Here is a 16,919-nt window from a genome sequence, read left to right as displayed (position 1 = left end):
TGTGCATGAGGCCCGCGTCCCCTGGTGGGGGGCGCGGGCCTCGTCGTGTGCGTGGGTGGTTGCCGTCAGTCTTCGCCGAGGTAGGCCTTGCGGACGGATTCGTCGTGGAGGAGGTTCTGTCCGCTGCCGGAGAGGACGATGTTGCCGACTTCCATGACGTGGCCCTGGTCGGCCAGGGAGAGGGCGGCCTGGGCGTTCTGTTCGACGAGCAGGATGGTGGTGCCGCCGGCTTTGAGTTCGGCGATGGTGGACATGATCTTCTGCATCATGATCGGGGAGAGGCCCATGGAGGGTTCGTCGAGCATGAGCAGTTTGGGCTGGGACATGAGGGCGCGGCCCATGGCGAGCATTTGCTGTTCGCCGCCGGAGAGGGTGCCGGCGGCTTGCTTGCGGCGTTCTCCGAGGATGGGGAAGAGGTCGTAGGCGCGCTGGATGTCTTTTTCGATGCCGGCTCTGTCGCTGCGCAGGAAGGCGCCGAGGCGCAGGTTGTCCTCGATCGTCATGCGCGGGAAGATGTGCCGGCCCTCGGGGGAGTGGGCGAGGCCGAGGGAGACGATCTGGTGGGCGGGCACCTTCTTGAGTGACTTGCCGCCGAACTTGATCTGGCCGCCGACGGGCTTGAGCAGTCCGGAGAGGGTGCGCAGGGTGGTGGTCTTGCCGGCGCCGTTGGTGCCGATGAGGGTGACCACTTCGCCGGCGTCGACCTTGAAGGAGATGCCCTTGACGGCTTCGATCTTGCCGTAGGCGACGCGGAGGTCTTCGACCTCGAGCAGTGCGGTCATCGGTCGTTCTCCTTGCCGGCCGCGGTGTCCGTGGTGGTGTCGGCCTGTGCTGCCTCGGTGGCGTCGGGCTCCGCTGCCTGGGCGGTGTCCGTGTCCGCGGGTGTCGCCCGGTCGGGTGTGGCTGCTGCTGCCTGGGCGGCTTCGGCGGCTTCCACTTCGGCGGCTTCCGCGGCGCCGGGGTCGTTCTCGAGGGGTTCGCCGAGGTAGGCGGCGACGACGCGTTCGTCGCCCTGCACGGTGGCGCTGTCGCCTTCGATGAGCTTCTGGCCCTGGACGAGTACGGCGACGCGGTCGCAGAGGTTGAAGATGAAGCGCATGTCGTGCTCGATGACGAGGACGGCGATGCCCTTGTCGCGGATGGCGAAGACGAGTTCTTCGGTGGTGCGCGTCTCCTGCGGGTTCATGCCGGCTGTGGGCTCGTCGAGGAGCAGGAGGCCGGGTTCGCTGGCGAGGGCGCGGGCGATCTCGAGCTTGCGCTGTTCGCCGTAGGGGAGGTTGCGGGCGAGGTGGTCGGCTTTGGCGGCGAGGCCGACGAACTCGAGGAGTTCGAGGGCGCGTTCGCGGGAGGCCTTCTCCGCCTTGTGGAAGCCGGGGCCGCGCAGGACGGCTGACCAGAAGCCTTCCTTGGTGCGGGTGTGGCGGCCGACGAGGACGTTTTCCAGGACCGTCATGTTGGCGAACAGGCGGATGTTCTGGAAGGTGCGGGCGATGCCGGCGGCGGTGACCTTGAAGGATTTGGCGGGCAGGACGCGGTCCTTGTAGCGGACTTCGCCTTCGGTGGGGATGTAGAGGCCGGTGAGGCAGTTGAAGAAGGTGGTCTTGCCGGCGCCGTTGGGGCCGATGAGTCCGACGATCTCGCCGCTGTTGACGGTGAGGTCGACGCCGTTGACGGCGGTGAGTCCGCCGAAGCGCATGGTGACGCCGCGTGCGTCGAGGACGGTGGTGCCGGGTGCGGGGGCGCCTGGCGTGGTGTCCTTGGTGGTGGTGTCGGTGGTCATGGTGGTCAGGCCCCTGTCTTGCTCAGGACTGTGGGCGCTTCGGCCTCATCGTGGAATTCCAGCTGGCGGCGTCGGTTGGGGATGAGGCCCTCTGGACGGAAGCGCATCAGCAGGACGAGCGCGAGTCCGAAGGCGAGGAGCTGGTAGTCGCCGAGGAACTGGAGCTTGTTGGGGATCAGGAAGAGGAGTGCGGCGCCGACGAGGGGGCCGGCGATGGTGCCCATGCCGCCGAGGACGACTGCGGCGAGCAGGAAGGCGGAGTTGGGCGGGGTGGCGCCGGCGAAGAGGTACTGCTCGGGTGTCACGGTGTAGGTGACGTGGGCCTGGACGGTGCCGGCGAGGCCGGCGAGGGTGGCGCCGACGGCGAAGGCGATGAGTTTGACGCGGAAGCCGTTGATGCCCATGGCGAGGGCGGCGGTTTCGTCTTCGCGGATGGCGACCCAGGCGCGGCCGATGCGGGAGTCGCCGCTGCGTCGGAAGACGAGGACGACGACGGCCGTGATGATGAGCATCAGGAAGAAGTAGTTGGCGAACCGGCCGATGGTGAAGCCGGCGATGTCGTGCTGGATGCCGAGGTCGAAGCCGAGGATGTTGAGGTCGGGGATCGACGAGATGCCGTTGGAGCCGTTGGTGACGTCGGGGCCGGAGGTGCCGTCGAGGTTGTTGGCGGTGATGCGGAAGATCTCTCCGAAGCCGAGGGTGACGATGGCGAGGTAGTCGCCGCGCAGCCGGAGGGTGGGGGCGCCGATGAGGACGCCGAAGATCAGGGAGGCTGCGGCGCCGACGAGGACGGCGGCGAGGAAGGGGAGGTGGACGTGGAAGGGGGAGCTGGGGGATCCGGAGACCATGGAGGCGGCGTAGGCGCCGACGCCGAGGAAGGCGACGTATCCGAGGTCGAGGAGGCCGGCGAGGCCGACGACGATGTTCAGGCCGAGGGCGACCGTGGCGAAGATGAGGATGTAGACGCCGAGGGTGGCGTACTGGTCGTCGGTCTGGGTGAAGGGGAAGCAGGCTGCGGCGACGAAGGCGCCGCAGACGGTGATGTTCTGGTGCCGGGCGGTGATCTGGCTTGCCTGGGCGATGAGGCCGGCCTTGTTGAAGGCGGCGAAGCCGAAGCCGGAGGTGATGAGGAAGCCGACGAAGAGTTCGTCGTAGTCGGTGCCGATGCCGTAGGTGAAGACGAGCAGGCCGAGGGCGAGGATCCCGGCGATGATGAGGATCTCGGCGTAGGCGGGGAGTGCCGGGACGGGCCGGGGCTTGGTGGCGGAGGAGAAGGCGGCCCTGAGGGTCTGCCACTTCTGGGAGGCGGTGTGCTTGAACTGCTCCCAGCCGGTGTCGTCGGGGTCGAACGGGTCGGGCTCGGGCCGTTCGAAGGGGAGGGCGAGGGAGCCGAGGAGGGCGGTCAGGGTGGCGGCGACGACGACGTAGCCGCCGGGTTCGAGGTTGACGACACCGCCGAGTTTGGTGCTGATGGCGATGATCGTGTACCAGGCGGTGACGAGGGTGCCGAGTGCGGCGAGTTTGAGGGAGGCGTCGGCGCCGGCGGGTGCGACGGCGCGGAGTCCCTTGATGCCGTACGAGGCGAGGCCGAAGAGGGTGGTGAGGGCTCCGCCGATGAGGACGAGGACCTGCAGGCCGCCCGGGTAGCCGTAGACGGTGAGGTCGCCGGGGAATTCGGCGGTCCAGGTCCAGGCCATGAAGGTGGAGGCGATGGTGAGGATGCCGCCGCCGGTGGCGAGGGCGCGTCCGATGTGCGGGGGTATGCCGATGAGTCCGGTGGGGGTGCCCGTGGGCGTGGTGCCGGCGGCCGTGGGTGCGGTGGTCTGTGTGGTCATCGGTGTCACGCCCTGTCCGCGACGCGTTCGCCGAGCAGGCCCTGTGGCCTGAACAGGAGCACGAGGATGAGGAGGATGAAGGCCCAGACGTCGGCCCAGGACTGGCTGCCGAACTGGTCGAGGCCGGGGATGTCGGCGATGTAGGCGGTGGCCAGGGTTTCGGCGACGCCGAGGACGATGCCGCCGATCATGGCGCCGTAGATGTTGCCGATGCCGCCGAGGACTGCCGCGGTGAAGGCCTTGAGGCCGAGGATGAAGCCCATCTTGAAGTCGATCTGGCCGTACTTGAGGCCGTTGGCGACGGCTCCGACGGCGGCGAAGAGGGCGCCGAGGGCGAAGGCGACCACGATGATGCGGTCGGTGTTGATGCCCATGAGCTTCGCGGTGTCGGGGTCCTGCGCGGTGGCCTGCATGCCGCGTCCGGTGCGGGTGCGGGCGACGAAGTAGGCGAGGAAGGCCATGCTGATCGGCGCGGCGACGAGCAGGAAGATGTCGCCGGTCTGGAGGGTGGCGTTTCCGAGGTGGAAGGGGCCGCCTTCGATCTGCGGGAAGGGGATCTTCGACTTCGCGTGGGGGTAGAACGCCCATACGGCCTGCTGGAGGGCGAGGGAGAGGCCGATGGCGGTGATGAGCGGGGCGAGGCGGGGGGCGTTGCGCAGGGGGCGGTAGGCGAAGCGTTCGGCTCCGACGGCGACGCCGACGGAGACCAGCATGGCGCCTATCAGCATGAGGGGCAGGGCGATCCACATGGAGGTGCCGTCGGGCAGGATGTAGAGATAGACCGTGAGTGCGCCGAAGGCGCCGGTCATGAAGATCTCGCCGTGGGCGAAGTTGATGAGCTGGACAATGCCGTAGACCATCGTGTAGCCGATGGCGATCAGCCCGTACATGGATCCCAGTAGCAGGCCGTTGACCAGCTGCTGCGGCAGTTCGTTCACCGCATGTCCTCCGAGACTTTCGGACGTTCGACGGATGGGGCCGGGTGTGGCCGGATGCGAGTGCGCGCGGGGCGCTTGTGGAACAGCGCCCCGCGCGGCTCGTGGTCAGTGGTGGCGGGCGGTGGGTCAGCTGTAGGTGCCGGACTTCACGGCCTTCCAGGCACCGTTCTCGACGGCGTACACGGTGAGCTGCTTGTTGGTGGCGTCACCGAACTCGTCGAAGGAGACCTTGCCGGTCACACCGTCGAAGGAGACCTGCTGCATGGCGTCGACGACCTTGGCGCGGGCGTCGGAGGGGAGCTTTCCGTCGTTGGCGTCGACGACCTTCTTGACGGCCTCGATGATCGCCCAGGCGGAGTCGTAGGAGTAGCCGCCGTAGGCCTCGTAGGCCTCCTTGTATCCGGCGTTCTTGTAGTTGGCGACGAATTCCTTGGCGGAGGGGAGTTCCTCGACGGGTGCGCCGACGGAGGTCGCGAGGTCGCCGGTGCCCTTGGCGCCGGCGAGCTTGATGAAGTCGGCGCTGTAGATGCCGTCGCCGCCGACGAGGGGGACCTTGGCTCCGGCTTCCTTGATCTGCTTGCTCAGGGGGCCGGCCTGGGGGTACTCGCCGCCGTAGTAGACGACGTCGGCGCCGGAGTTCTTGACCTTGGTGGCGACGGCGTTGAAGTCTTTGCTGTCCGGGTTGATGTGCTCGGTGCCGACGACCTTGCCGCCGAGCTTCTTGAACTCCTCGGTGAAGGTGCCGGCGAGGCCGGCGCCGTAGGTCTTCTTGTCGTCGATGACGAAGACCTTCTTCTTCTTGGAGTCGTTGTAGACGTACTGCGCGGCGAAGGGGCCCTGGACGGCGTCCGTGGTCGCGGTGCGGAAGTACGACTTGTAGGGGCGGACCTTCTTCTTCTGCCAGTCCAGGCCCTGGGTGAGCGACGGGTTGGTGTTGGCCGGGGAGACCTCGACGAGCTTGGCGGTGTCGAAGACCTTCTGCATGGACTCGCCGACGGAGGAGTTCAGCGGTCCGACGACGCCGAGGACGTCCTTGTCGGCGACGAGCTTGGTCGCGTTCTGCTGGCCGACGGAGGGCTGTCCCTGGTCGTCGAGGGCTTCGACCTTGAAGGTGACGCCGTCGACGGTCTTGTTCTTGTTGGCCGTCTTGGCCGCGAGGTCCACCGAGTTCTTGATGCCGAGGCCCAGCGCGGACAGGTCGCCGGTCAGCGGGGCGTCGACACCGATGACGACGGTGGTGCCACCGCCGCCGTTGCCGGAGTCCGAGCCGCCGTCGTCGTCACGCGAGCCGCAGGCGGTGAGGGTGAGCGCCCCCGCCGCGAGGGCGGCGGTGATGGCGATGAGCGAACGTTGGCGCACGATCAGTCCTTTCCCTGGCACAGCCGCTTCCCCGTGGAGGCGGCCGAGTCGAGCGCTGGGCCGAAGTGACATTCCGACGGCGCGGTGACTGGACGTGACACTAAGCGTGTGTGGGGAAGGTGGAGGAGGGTCTGAGTCAGGCTGTGACTCTCTTGTTATGACACGGGGTAATGCAGAGCGGTGTCGGTGGGGAGGAAGAGCGGAATTCAGGCCGATTCGCCCTGTCCACATCGTGAGACTTTGCAGGACGGGCAGGCTGTGTTCAGGTGTCTGGGGCGTTTTGGTGATTACCTGGAATCGTTGCTGCAGGCGACCTCGAGGGCCCGGGAGAGGTGGCGCGCGTAGCTCCGGCCCAGGATGAAACTGTGGGCTTGCATTGCCCGCGTATTACGCAGCGTTACATCCAGGAAAGGGAGCCCGGGGTTCCGGGGCGCCATTTCGCAATCCGTCACCCGCAGCGTGACAATGATCTTGCGGGAGGAATGCGATTTTGTCTGGAAAGGTGCCGCGGGGGCCGAGGTCACCGAGAGGCCGGCCGAGGGCTGGGCGATCCGGGTCACGGTGACGGGCGGACCGGACCGCACGCTCAGCCGCACCGTGAATCTGAAACCGTTCCTCCCGGCGCCGCCGGGCGCCGCGTCCAGGTAGTCGAGGCCGACCGCCTGCGCGGGGTACGGGGCCGGGGGAGCGGGCGCCTGCCGCGGCCGGCCGGCGTACAGGAGGACGCCGGCCGCCAGGGCGGCGAGGGCCGCGGCGCCGGTGAGGGCGGTCCGGGGGTGGCGGCGGAGGAGCCGGGCGGGTCGCCGGCGCGGCCGCGGGATGTCCCGGGCGTCCCAGGCGTCGGTGTCCTGCCCCGGCTCGACGGGGCCGATGCCGCTCGTCACTGCCACGGACCGCCGCTCGGACCGCCGTGGCGGTACTGCCGGGCGCACGCCCGGCGCACCTGCCGCTGCGTCGACTCCTCGTCCGCCGGACCGTCTTGACCGCGTGTCCGGGCCCGGGCGGCGTCCACGACCTTCCGCAGGATGTCGTACTGCCGGTTGGACAGCCCCATCGACTGGTAGTCGCCGTAGGAGTCGGGGCGGGCCGACAGCTCGCGTGCCCAGTAGCCGACGGCGCTCACGCACAATTCCTCGGCGGACAGGGCTGGTCGGGGCGCCGTCGGCGCGGACTCCGGGTGAGTGCCGCTCGGACCTGCCCGCCCCGGACCCGCTCGTCCCGTACCGGAGTTGCCGCAGCCGGCCACCACGACGGCGGCCAGTAACGGCGCGAGCAGCATCGGCGCGCGTGCGGACCGTCCCGGCGTGAACCGCGACCGCCGGCCCCGGCCAGGGGCCTCTCCCCGTCCCATGCTCCGACGCTAGGGTGCGGGGCGGGCGGAGGCAATGGCGCGGGCCGGGGCGGTGCGGGGGAGGGGTGCCGGGGCCGGCCGTGCGCGGCTCAGGCGGTGGGGGCCGCCGGTACCCCGTCGCCGGGGTTCACCTCACGCAGCATGCAGGTCAGCCGGGCGGTGCACACCCGCCGGTCCTGCTCGTCGCTGATCACGATCTCGTACGTCGCCGTCGAGCGGCCTCGGTGGACCGGGGTGGCCACCCCGGTGACCAGTCCGGTGCGGGCCCCGCGGTGGTGGGTGCAGTTCAGGTCGACGCCCACGGCGATCTTGGAGATGCCGCCGTGCAGCATCGAGCCGACCGATCCGAGCGTCTCGGCCAGTACCGCCGAGGCGCCGCCGTGCAGCAGGCCGTAGGGCTGGGTGTTGCCCTCCACGGGCATGGTGCCGACGACGCGGTCGGCGGACGCCTCCAGGATCTGGACGCCCATGCGCGTACCGAGGTGCCCGGCGGAGAACAGCGCGGGCAGGTCGACGCCGAGCGTGGCGTACTCGTCGACGACCTCCTGCGGGAACTGCACCTGCTGCTGCTCGCCCATGGGCCCGGCTCCGTTCGTTCGGGTTGTGCGTCTGTCGTGGTGATGTGTGTCTGTTCGCCTGTCGGCTCGGCTGAGCAAACGCTCAGTCGGCCGCCGATTGTTCCAGACGCACCACGACGGACTTGCTGGCCGGGGTGTTGCTGGTGTCCGCGGTGGCGTCGAGGGGCACCAGGACGTTGGTCTCCGGGTAGTAGGCGGCGGCGCAGCCCCGGGCCGTCGGGTAGTGGACGACGCGGAAGCCGGGGGCGCGGCGTTCGACGCCGTCCTTCCACTCGCTGACGAGGTCGGTGTAGGAGCCGTCCGCGAGTCCGAGCGCGTGGGCGTCGTCGGGGTTCACGAGGACGACGCGGCGGCCGTTCCTGATGCCCCGGTAGCGGTCGTCGAGGCCGTAGATGGTGGTGTTGTACTGGTCGTGGGAGCGCAGGGTCTGCAGCAGCAGGCGGCCTTCGGGCAGTGCCGGGTATTCGACGGGCGCTGCGGTGAAGTTGGCCTTGCCGGTGGCGGTGGGGAAGCGGCGTTCGTCGCGGGGTGCGTGGGGCAGGGCGAAGCCGGCCGGGTCGGCGACGCGTGCGTTGAAGTCCTCGAAGCCGGGGACGACGCGGGCGATGCGGTCGCGGACGGTGGCGTAGTCCTTCTCGAACTCTTCCCAGGGGGTGCGGCTGTCCTGGCCGAGGACGCGGCGGGCGAGGCGGCAGACGATGGCCGGTTCGGACAGGAGGTGGGGGCTCGCGGGTGTGAGGCGGCCGCGGGAGGCGTGGACCATGCCCATGGAGTCCTCGACGGTGACGAACTGTTCGCCGCTGTCCTGGAGGTCGCGCTCGGTGCGGCCGAGGGTGGGCAGGATCAGGGCGCGGGTGCCGGTGACGGCGTGGGAGCGGTTGAGTTTCGTCGAGACGTGGACGGTGAGGCGGGCGCGGCGCATGGCGGCCTCGGTGACGTCGGTGTCGGGGGAGGCGGACACGAAGTTGCCGCCCATGGCGAAGAAGACCTTGGCGTCGCCGTCGCGCAGGGCGCGGATGGCGCGTACGACGTCGTAGCCGTGTTCGCGGGGCGGGGCGAAGCCGAACTCCTTCTCCAGGGCGTCGAGGAAGGCGGGGGCGGGGCGTTCGAAGATGCCCATGGTGCGGTCGCCCTGCACGTTGGAGTGGCCGCGGACGGGGCAGACGCCGGCGCCGGGGCGGCCGATGTTGCCGCGGAGCAGGAGGAAGTTGACGACTTCGCGGATGGTGGGGACGGCGTGCTTGTGCTGGGTGAGGCCCATGGCCCAGCAGACGATGGTGCGCCGGGAGGCGAGGATCATCCGCAGGGCCTCGTCGATCCTGTCGCGGGTGAGGCCGGTGGCGGTGAGGGTCTCGTCCCAGTCGGCGGCGCGGGCGGCCGCGGTGAAGTCCTCGTATCCGTGGGTGTGTTCGCGGACGAAGTCCTCGTCGACGGCGCCCTCGGTGTCGAGGATCAGCTTGTTGAGGAGGCGGAAGAGGGCCTGGTCGCCGCCGAGGCGGATCTGCAGGAACAGGTCGGTGAGGGCGGCGCCCTTGATCATGCCCTTGGGGGTCTGCGGGTTCTTGAAGCGTTCCAGGCCGGCTTCGGGCAGCGGGTTGACGGTGATGATCTTCGCTCCGCCCGCCTTGGCCTTCTCCAGGGCGGAGAGCATCCGGGGGTGGTTGGTGCCCGGGTTCTGTCCGGCGACGATGATCAGGTCGGCCTGGTGGAGGTCGTCGAGCAGGACGCTGCCCTTGCCGACGCCGAGGGTCTCGGTGAGGGCGGATCCGGACGACTCGTGGCACATGTTGGAGCAGTCCGGCAGGTTGTTCGTGCCGAGTTCACGGGCGAACAGCTGGTACAGGAACGCTGCCTCGTTGCTGGTGCGGCCCGAGGTGTAGAAGAGGGCCTCGTCGGGGGAGCCGAGTGCGGCGATCTCCTCGGCGACGATGTCGAAGGCCTGTTCCCAGGACACCGGCTCGTAGTGGTCGGCGCCCTCGGCGAGGTACATGGGCCGGGTGAGGCGGCCCTGCTGGCCGAGCCAGTAGCCGCTGCGGGTGGCGAGGTCGGTGACGGAGTGCGCGGCGAAGAAGCCGGGGGTGACCCGGCGCAGGGTGGCCTCCTCGGCGACGGCCTTCGCGCCGTTCTCGCAGAACTCGGCGGTGTGCCGGTGCTCCGGTTCGGGCCAGGCGCAGCCGGGGCAGTCGAAGCCGTCCTTCTGGTTGACCCGCAGCAGGGTGAGCGCGGTGCGGCGGACGCCCATCTGCCGCTGGGCGATGCGCAGGGTGTGCCCGACGGCGGGCAGTCCTGCCGCGGCGTGCTTGGGCTCGGCGACCTGGGGGGCGTCCTGGACGGGATCACCCTTGGGCGGCTTGCTGGCCATCGCTGAACCCCTTCGCGTGCATGTGTGACCTGTGCGTCGATCCTCGCATGGGCCTCGGACGGTGACGCCGCCCGCTCCGGACCGGGGTGTGTACGGGGTGGCGGTGCCGGGTCCGGCGGGCGGGGCCGGGGGCGGACGGTGCCTCGTTGTCGGTGGGGCGTGGCAGGATCGGGGGCGTGGCAGAAACAGCATCGAAGAAGACCGAGAAGACCTCCGGCACGCGTCCGCGGCTGATGCTCATGGACGGGCACTCGCTGGCGTACCGTGCGTTCTTCGCGCTGCCCGCGGAGAATTTCACGACCGCGACGGGCCAGCCGACGAACGCGATCTACGGCTTCGCGTCGATGCTGGCGAACACGCTGCGCGACGAGGCGCCCACGCATTTCGCGGTGGCGTTCGACGTGTCCCGCAAGACGTGGCGGTCCGAGGAGTTCACCGAGTACAAGGCGAACCGGTCGAAGACGCCGGACGAGTTCAAGGGGCAGGTCGAGCTGATCGGCGAGCTGCTGGACGCGATGCGTGCGGAGCGGTTCGCGGTGGAGGGGTTCGAGGCCGACGACGTCATCGCGACGCTGGTCACGCAGGCGGAGGCCGCGGGTTTCGAGGTGCTGGTCGTCACCGGTGACCGGGACTCGTTCCAGCTGGTGAGCGAGCACACGACGGTGCTGTATCCGACGAAGGGTGTCTCGGAGCTGACCCGGTTCACCCCGGAGAAGGTCTTCGAGAAGTACGGGCTGACGCCCGCGCAGTACCCGGACTTCGCCGCGCTGCGCGGTGACCCGTCGGACAACCTGCCGGGTATTCCGGGTGTCGGTGAGAAGACGGCCGCGAAGTGGATCAATCAGTTCGGTTCGTTCGCGGAGCTGGTCGAGCGGGTCGACGAGGTCAAGGGCAAGGCGGGGCAGAACCTCCGGGACCATCTGGAGGCGGTGAAGCTGAACCGCCGTCTCACGGAGATGGTGCGTGACGTGGAGCTGCCCAGGACGGTCACCGACCTGGAGCGGGCGGCGTACGACCGCACGGCCGTCGCGATGGTCCTGGACACCCTGGAGATCCGCAATCCGTCGCTGCGGGAGCGGCTGCTGGCCGTGGATCCGGGTGGCGAGGAGGCGGAGGAGACGCCGGTCGTCGCGGGTGTGGAGCTGGACGGCAGGGTGCTCGGTGCGGGTGAGCTGGCGCCGTGGCTGGCCGAGTACGGCGTGGAGGTTCTGGGGCTCGCCTCGGTCGACGCGTGGGCGCTGGGCGCGGGCGCGGTGGCCGAGGTCGCGCTGGCCGCCGCGGGGGGTGCCGCCGCCTGGTTCGATCCGTCGGGGCTGGACGAGGCCGACGAGAACGCGTTCGCGGGGTGGCTCGCCGATCCCGCCCGCCCGAAGGTGCTGCACAACGCGAAGGGCGCGATGCGGGTCTTCGCCGAGCACGGCTGGAGCGTCGAGGGCGTGTCCATGGACACCGCGCTCGCCGCGTACCTGGTGAAGCCGGGCCGTCGTTCCTTCGCGCTGGACGCGCTGTCGCTGGAGTACCTGGGCAGGGAGCTGGCGCCCGCCGCCGCGGCCGACGGGCAGCTGGCCTTCGGCACGGACGAGGAGGCCGAGGCCGAGGCGCTCATGGTGCAGGCCCGCACGATCCTCGACCTGGGTGAGGCGTTCGGCCAGAAGCTGGCCGAGGTCGGCGCGGCGGACCTGCTGCGTGACATGGAGCTGCCGACGTCGGCGCTGCTGGCCCGCATGGAGCGGCACGGCATCGCCGCCGACCGCGCCCACCTGGAGGCCATGGAGCAGATGTTCGCGGGCGCGGTGCAGCAGGCCGTGAAGGAGGCGCACGCCTCGGTGGGGCACGAGTTCAACCTCGGTTCGCCCAAGCAGCTGCAGGAGGTCCTCTTCGGCGAGCTGGGCCTGCCGAAGACGAAGAAGACGAAGACGGGCTACACCACGGACGCGGACGCGCTGGCCTGGCTGGCCGGCCAGACCGACCACGAGCTGCCCGTGATCATGCTCCGTCACCGTGAGCAGGCCAAGCTGCGGGTCACGGTCGAGGGGCTGATCAAGACGATCGCCGCGGACGGCCGCATCCACACGACGTTCAACCAGACGGTCGCCGCGACCGGCCGGCTGTCGTCCACGGATCCGAACCTGCAGAACATCCCCGTCCGCACGGACGAGGGCCGCGCCATCCGCCGCGGGTTCGTCGTCGGCGAGGGCTTCGAGTCGCTGCTCACGGCCGACTACAGCCAGATCGAGCTGCGTGTGATGGCGCACCTGTCCGAGGACGAGGGCCTGATCGAGGCGTTCACCTCCGGCGAGGACCTGCACACCACCGTCGCCTCGCAGGTGTTCTCCGTGGAGCGGTCCGCCGTCGACGCGGAGATGCGCCGCAAGATCAAGGCGATGTCGTACGGACTGGCGTACGGGCTGTCGGCGTTCGGTCTGTCCCAGCAGCTGAACATCGAGGCGGGTGAGGCGCGCGCGCTGATGGACACCTACTTCGAGCGGTTCGGCGGGGTGCGGGACTATCTGCGCCGCGCCGTCGAGGAGGCCCGGGCGACGGGGTACACCGAGACCCTGTTCGGTCGCCGCCGCTATCTGCCCGACCTGAACAGCGACAACCGTCAGCGTCGTGAGACGGCCGAGCGCATGGCGTTGAACGCCCCGATCCAGGGCACCGCCGCCGACATCGTCAAGATCGCGATGCTCAAGGTGGGCGAGGCGCTGACCGAGGCCGGCCTGAGCAGCCGCATGCTTCTCCAGGTCCATGACGAGGTCGTCCTGGAGGTCGCCCCCGGTGAGCGGGACCGGGCCGAGGAGCTCGTGCGCCGGGAGATGGCCTCCGCGGTCACGCTGCGGGCGCCCCTGGACGTGTCGGTGGGCACGGGTGCGGACTGGGAGTCGGCGGCGCACTGAGTGCGCGCCGCCGGGGGCCCGCGGGAGCCGTCACCCGCGTGGCCCCCGCGAACACGCCCCCGGTCCGGGGGCGCCGTCAGGATGCGGGCATGGGTATACGCCTGCTCCACCGCCGCGCGGCCCTGATCGCGGCCGTCGCCGCGATGCCGCCCGCCGCACGGTCCGCCGTCGCGCGGGACGCGAGCGCCGCGCAGTTGCGCACTCCGTGCCGTTCGCCCCGTGGTCCCGCCCTAGCCGCCCGTCTCGGCCGTGATCTGCGGGCGGCGCTGTCGGCGCGGCCCGTCCCGGCGCTGGTGCTGCCGGAGCACGACGCCGAGGCGGCGCTGAGCTGTGACGCCGTGAGCCGGCGCCGGGAGGAGGACGCGGCGGCGGACGGCACCCGGACGCTGGTCACGGACGTCCGGGAGGCCGCCTCGCGAGGCCGTGCGCACGGCAGACGGCTGCTGGCGAGGGCCCGCGTCGGCAGGCGCCGCGAGACAGGACGCCGAGGTGCAGGCCGCCGAGGTGGGGGACGCCGGGACTCAGGACGTCGGGGCGGCCGGTCCGCGCGTCGGCACGGTCGCCTGCGCGCGCGGTTCACGGCGCACCTGGCAGGACACCGCACCGTTCACGCCCGGCCCTCTGCCGGCGCCGCCACGGCCCGCGCCGGCCGGGGCGGACGGCCGGGGGCGGGGTACGGCTGGTGGGTGCACACCGTCGACGTCGGCCCCCTCACCGGCGCCCACCGCACCTACCGCGTCGTCGTCCTGCCGCCCGACGCCCTGGCACGGAACGTCCCGGGCCGGGACCGGGGACCCCGGTCCGCCCACGGCTCACGGCCCCCGGCCGCACCGTCGTCCCACCGGCCGCCCGCCGGCGGCCCGGTGCTCCCGTACGGTCCGGCCGCCCCCTACCGGATCCGCGCCCTCGGCCGTATCGCACGGGTTGTGCGCCGCGGGATCACCGCCCTCGGCGGGATCAGCGCAGCGACGCGGGACGGCTGGGCTCCGTGCCCGGCTCCGCACGGCCCGCGGCCGTACGGGCCGCCGCACGGCCGGGGCGAGCCGGGGCCGGGCGCCACCGCCTGACCACGGCCGCGTACAGCAGCAGCCCGGCCACCAGCCCCGCCGGAAGGACCACCAGCGAGCGACCCGCAGGCCCGCGCCGGCCAGCGCGCAGCACCCGATCACGGCGATCGCCGCCGGCCGGTCCGCTCCCCGCAGCACGGGAACGCCGACGGGTCCGGCCGGCGGTGTCCGGCGCAGGGCGGTCACCGCGAAGCAGAGGATCACGACGGCCGCCACCGCCGAACCCCCGTACTGCAGATACCAGTACAGCGGCGAGCCCGCCACCTCCCGTCCCAGGACCGGCAGCAGCCGCATGCCCCACCGGTCGAGGTGCGTGAACGCGTCCCACACGACGTGCGTCAGCGCGCCGAGCACGGCGGAGGCGTACCACCGCAGGACCAGTGCCGGGCGCGGGTGTTCGCGTGCGGCGCCGCAGCGCAGCAGGGCGGCGGCCCGCCCCTGGCGGGCGCGCGGCAGCAGGGCCACCAGCGGCTCCCGCAGGACCAGCCAGATCCCCACCAGCGCCCAGGCGATCGGCACATCGACGGTGAGGACACCGGCGAAGGAGTGCGTGACCGTGCCGAACTCCATGGCCCCGGACAGCACACTCGCCGCGTAGTAGGTCATGTCGGGCGCGAACGAACCGGCGATCAGGACGGCGGGCACCAGCGGCCCCCGCCCCGTCCCGTCGCGGCGCACGGCGGGCAGCACGGCCGCCGCATGGCTGAGAGTGAACGGCACGTCGGCCCCCGCGACTGCTCATGATCGGACCTGTTGGCCGGTGATCACGGACGCCAGTATGCGGGATGTGCGCAAATGCCCGGCGTGCAGTGGCCCCGGCGGCGCCCCGTGAGGCATCACGTATGGCCAACTGGTGAAAACCGGGCGGGAACCGGTGCCCAGGCGCGACAAGTTGTCGTAGGGTCACCTGGGTTGCATTCGCGCGAGGCGCGGCCGGCCGTCAAGGGAGGGGTTCACTCGATGGGGGCGCATTTCGGCAGGAGGCTGCGCACGGGCGCGGCTACCACCGCCGTGGCCGCGCTGGCGGTCGCCGCACTGTCCGCGTCGCAGGCTCCGGGAGTGACCACCGACGCCCAGGGCAGACAGATATCCGACACGCAGCCCTCCCCGGACGGCGGCGACAGCGGCGGCGCGCCCGGCGACTCGTCGTACTACACCGACCTGCCCCCGCTCAACAGCCCGTCCCCGGCGCCCGGTTCGGGCGGCTCGTCGGGTGCGGCCGGTGACGAGTCCGGCATCCCCGCGACCGTTCTCGACGCCTACAAGAAGGCCGAGAGCTCGCTGCGCGAGTCCAAGCCGGGCTGCAACCTGCCCTGGCAGCTCCTCGCGGCCATCGGTCACGTCGAGTCGGGCCACGCGCGCGGCGGACGCGTCGACGCCGACGGCACCACGTACGCACCGATCCTCGGGCCGGTCCTCAACGGCGTCGGGTTCGCGAACATCAGCGACACCGACCACGGCGCCTACGACGGCGACCGCGTCCACGACCGCGCGGTCGGGCCGATGCAGTTCATCCCGTCCACCTGGGCCTGGGCCGGCCGGGACGGCAACGGCGACGGCAAGAAGGACCCCAACAACGTCTACGACGCGGCCCTGGCCGCCGGCCACTACCTGTGCCGCGCCGGCCGCGACCTCTCCGTCCAGGCGGAGATGAACCAGGCGATCCTCAGCTACAACCAGTCGCAGGAGTACCTGAACCTGGTCCTGACGTGGCTGGAGTACTACCGCAAGGGCACCCACGAGGTACCGGACGGCACGGGCACGGTGCCGTCGCACCGCAACGACGACACCGCGGTGGACCCGGGCCCCCTGCCCTCGGTGCCGGGCACCCCCACCGCGCCGCACACGCCCTCCACGCCGAGCACACCGAGTACGCCCTCCACGCCGAGCACTCCGGACACGCCGAAGCCGGACGAGCCGGACACGCCCACCACGCCGCCGGGCACCCCCACCGACACGGTGCACCACCTCGAGAACGCCGGGACGGCGAAGCTCACCGCGACGGCCGGGGACACCTTCGGCAAGAGGATCACCGTGCGGGCCGAGACCAAGGCCGGCAAGGCCGTGCCGAAGGTCCGGGTGCGGTTCACGATCGTCGGCGACACGGACACCACCTTCACCGGTGGTGAGAGCGTCGCCACCGTCCTGACCACCAGCGCGGGAACCGCCACGGCGCCCTCCCTGAAGGCGGGGGAGAAGACGGGCGGCTTCACCGTCCACGCCGCCGTGGTGGGCCGCTCCGTCGGCATGGACTTCACGGCGACCGTGACAGCCCGTCAGGCCGACGCCCTCACCCGTACCGGCGACGCCGCCCTGACCTGCGTGCCGGGCGGCACGTTCGCGGACCGGGTGAGCGTGAAGGCCACCTACAAGGGCGCCGTCGCGGGCAAGGTCGCGGCCACCGCGACGCTCGTCAAGTCGGCGGACGACCCGGCCGTCAACGACAAGGGCCCCTACTTCAAGGACGCCGACGACAAGCCCGTACGCACCCTGACCGGTCTCAGCACGGACGCCGACGGCGCCCTCGTACTGCCGAAGCTGTACGCGGACGACACCACCGGCACGTTCCTGCTCCGGATCACCACCACGGGCGGGGCGACGCTCACCGTCGAGCTCGAGGTGGCCGCCGCCGGCTCGGCGACGCCGACCGCGTCGGCCTCCCCGTCCGCCTGAATCCCGGCCGGACCGCTTGAGCCCCGGCCTGGACCGCCGGACGCCCGCCCCGGGCATCCGGTGGCCGGGGCGGGGCCGG

The 16,919-nt window shown here is 71.1% G+C and carries 12 protein-coding genes and 1 pseudogene; 3 read left to right on the top strand and 10 right to left on the bottom strand.

The features are described from left to right. Positions 1-65 precede the first annotated feature (65 nt). The 9 genes from ACFY93_RS19030 to ACFY93_RS18990 all read right to left on the bottom strand — a co-directional run bounded on the left by ACFY93_RS19030 (position 66) and on the right by ACFY93_RS18990 (position 10,203). Positions 66-782, bottom strand: a complete 717-nt coding sequence (locus ACFY93_RS19030; RefSeq protein WP_391360126.1) for an ATP-binding cassette domain-containing protein — start codon at positions 780-782, stop codon at positions 66-68. After that, positions 779-1,780, bottom strand: coding sequence for an ATP-binding cassette domain-containing protein (locus ACFY93_RS19025; protein ID WP_391360124.1), 1,002 nt, complete (start codon positions 1,778-1,780; stop codon positions 779-781). Before ACFY93_RS19025 ends, ACFY93_RS19030 begins: the two co-directional genes overlap by 4 nt. Positions 1,781-1,785: 5 nt before the next feature. Further along, complete coding sequence (locus ACFY93_RS19020) at positions 1,786-3,615, bottom strand: branched-chain amino acid ABC transporter permease (protein ID WP_391360121.1); 1,830 nt, start codon at positions 3,613-3,615, stop codon at positions 1,786-1,788. 5 nt (positions 3,616-3,620) lie between these two features. Continuing rightward, the gene (locus ACFY93_RS19015; protein WP_391360119.1) at positions 3,621-4,553 is read right to left on the bottom strand and encodes a branched-chain amino acid ABC transporter permease; all 933 of its coding nucleotides are present in this window, start codon (positions 4,551-4,553) and stop codon (positions 3,621-3,623) included. 126 nt (positions 4,554-4,679) lie between these two features. Then, the gene (locus ACFY93_RS19010; protein ID WP_391360116.1) at positions 4,680-5,912 is read right to left on the bottom strand and encodes an ABC transporter substrate-binding protein; all 1,233 of its coding nucleotides are present in this window, start codon (positions 5,910-5,912) and stop codon (positions 4,680-4,682) included. Between the two features lie 287 nt (positions 5,913-6,199). Beyond that, on the bottom strand, positions 6,200-6,802 hold the full coding sequence (locus tag ACFY93_RS19005) for a Tat pathway signal sequence domain protein (RefSeq protein ID WP_391360114.1): 603 nt from the start codon (positions 6,800-6,802) through the stop codon (positions 6,200-6,202). After that, positions 6,793-7,035: a hypothetical protein gene (locus ACFY93_RS19000; protein WP_391360112.1), complete on the bottom strand. Its 243-nt coding sequence runs from the start codon at positions 7,033-7,035 to the stop codon at positions 6,793-6,795. Before ACFY93_RS19000 ends, ACFY93_RS19005 begins: the two co-directional genes overlap by 10 nt. Before the next feature lie 317 nt (positions 7,036-7,352). Beyond that, positions 7,353-7,841, bottom strand: coding sequence for a hotdog fold thioesterase (locus ACFY93_RS18995; RefSeq protein WP_391360109.1), 489 nt, complete (start codon positions 7,839-7,841; stop codon positions 7,353-7,355). 82 nt (positions 7,842-7,923) lie between these two features. After that, positions 7,924-10,203 (bottom strand): FdhF/YdeP family oxidoreductase, encoded by a 2,280-nt coding sequence (locus ACFY93_RS18990; RefSeq protein ID WP_391360107.1) that lies wholly within the window; start codon positions 10,201-10,203, stop codon positions 7,924-7,926. A 176-nt stretch (positions 10,204-10,379) separates the two neighbouring features. Between ACFY93_RS18990 and polA the strand changes: the two genes are divergently transcribed. Beyond that, entirely contained in the window at positions 10,380-13,100 is a 2,721-nt protein-coding gene (gene polA, locus ACFY93_RS18985) for a DNA polymerase I (protein WP_391360105.1), read from the top strand. An 89-nt stretch (positions 13,101-13,189) separates the two neighbouring features. Next, on the top strand, positions 13,190-14,167 hold the full coding sequence (locus ACFY93_RS18980; RefSeq protein WP_391360102.1) for a hypothetical protein: 978 nt from the start codon (positions 13,190-13,192) through the stop codon (positions 14,165-14,167). Here the strand turns inward: ACFY93_RS18980 and ACFY93_RS18975 are convergent. Then, positions 14,058-14,887, bottom strand: a pseudogene (locus ACFY93_RS18975) (DUF4184 family protein). The gene ACFY93_RS18980 and the pseudogene ACFY93_RS18975 sit on opposite strands and share 110 nt — an antisense overlap. 240 nt (positions 14,888-15,127) lie before the next feature. Between ACFY93_RS18975 and ACFY93_RS18970 the strand changes: the two are divergent. Beyond that, complete coding sequence (locus ACFY93_RS18970) at positions 15,128-16,840, top strand: lytic murein transglycosylase (protein WP_391360099.1); 1,713 nt, start codon at positions 15,128-15,130, stop codon at positions 16,838-16,840. Positions 16,841-16,919 lie beyond the last annotated feature (79 nt).

This window comes from Streptomyces sp. NPDC008313 (assembly GCF_042956125.1).
Taxonomy (GTDB): domain Bacteria; phylum Actinomycetota; class Actinomycetes; order Streptomycetales; family Streptomycetaceae; genus Streptomyces.
Note: the sequence above shows the minus strand (reverse complement) of the source record. Positions and strands in the feature narration are given on the sequence as shown.

Coding starts and splice junctions, on each gene's coding strand:
- ACFY93_RS18970 (WP_391360099.1), top strand. CDS start 15,128: ATGGGGGCGCATTTCGGCAGGAGGCTGCGCACGGGCGCGGCTACCACC.
- ACFY93_RS18995 (WP_391360109.1), bottom strand. CDS start 7,841: ATGGGCGAGCAGCAGCAGGTGCAGTTCCCGCAGGAGGTCGTCGACGAG.
- ACFY93_RS18980 (WP_391360102.1), top strand. CDS start 13,190: ATGGGTATACGCCTGCTCCACCGCCGCGCGGCCCTGATCGCGGCCGTC.
- ACFY93_RS19030 (WP_391360126.1), bottom strand. CDS start 782: ATGACCGCACTGCTCGAGGTCGAAGACCTCCGCGTCGCCTACGGCAAG.
- ACFY93_RS19025 (WP_391360124.1), bottom strand. CDS start 1,780: ATGACCACCGACACCACCACCAAGGACACCACGCCAGGCGCCCCCGCA.
- ACFY93_RS19020 (WP_391360121.1), bottom strand. CDS start 3,615: ATGACCACACAGACCACCGCACCCACGGCCGCCGGCACCACGCCCACG.
- ACFY93_RS18990 (WP_391360107.1), bottom strand. CDS start 10,203: ATGGCCAGCAAGCCGCCCAAGGGTGATCCCGTCCAGGACGCCCCCCAG.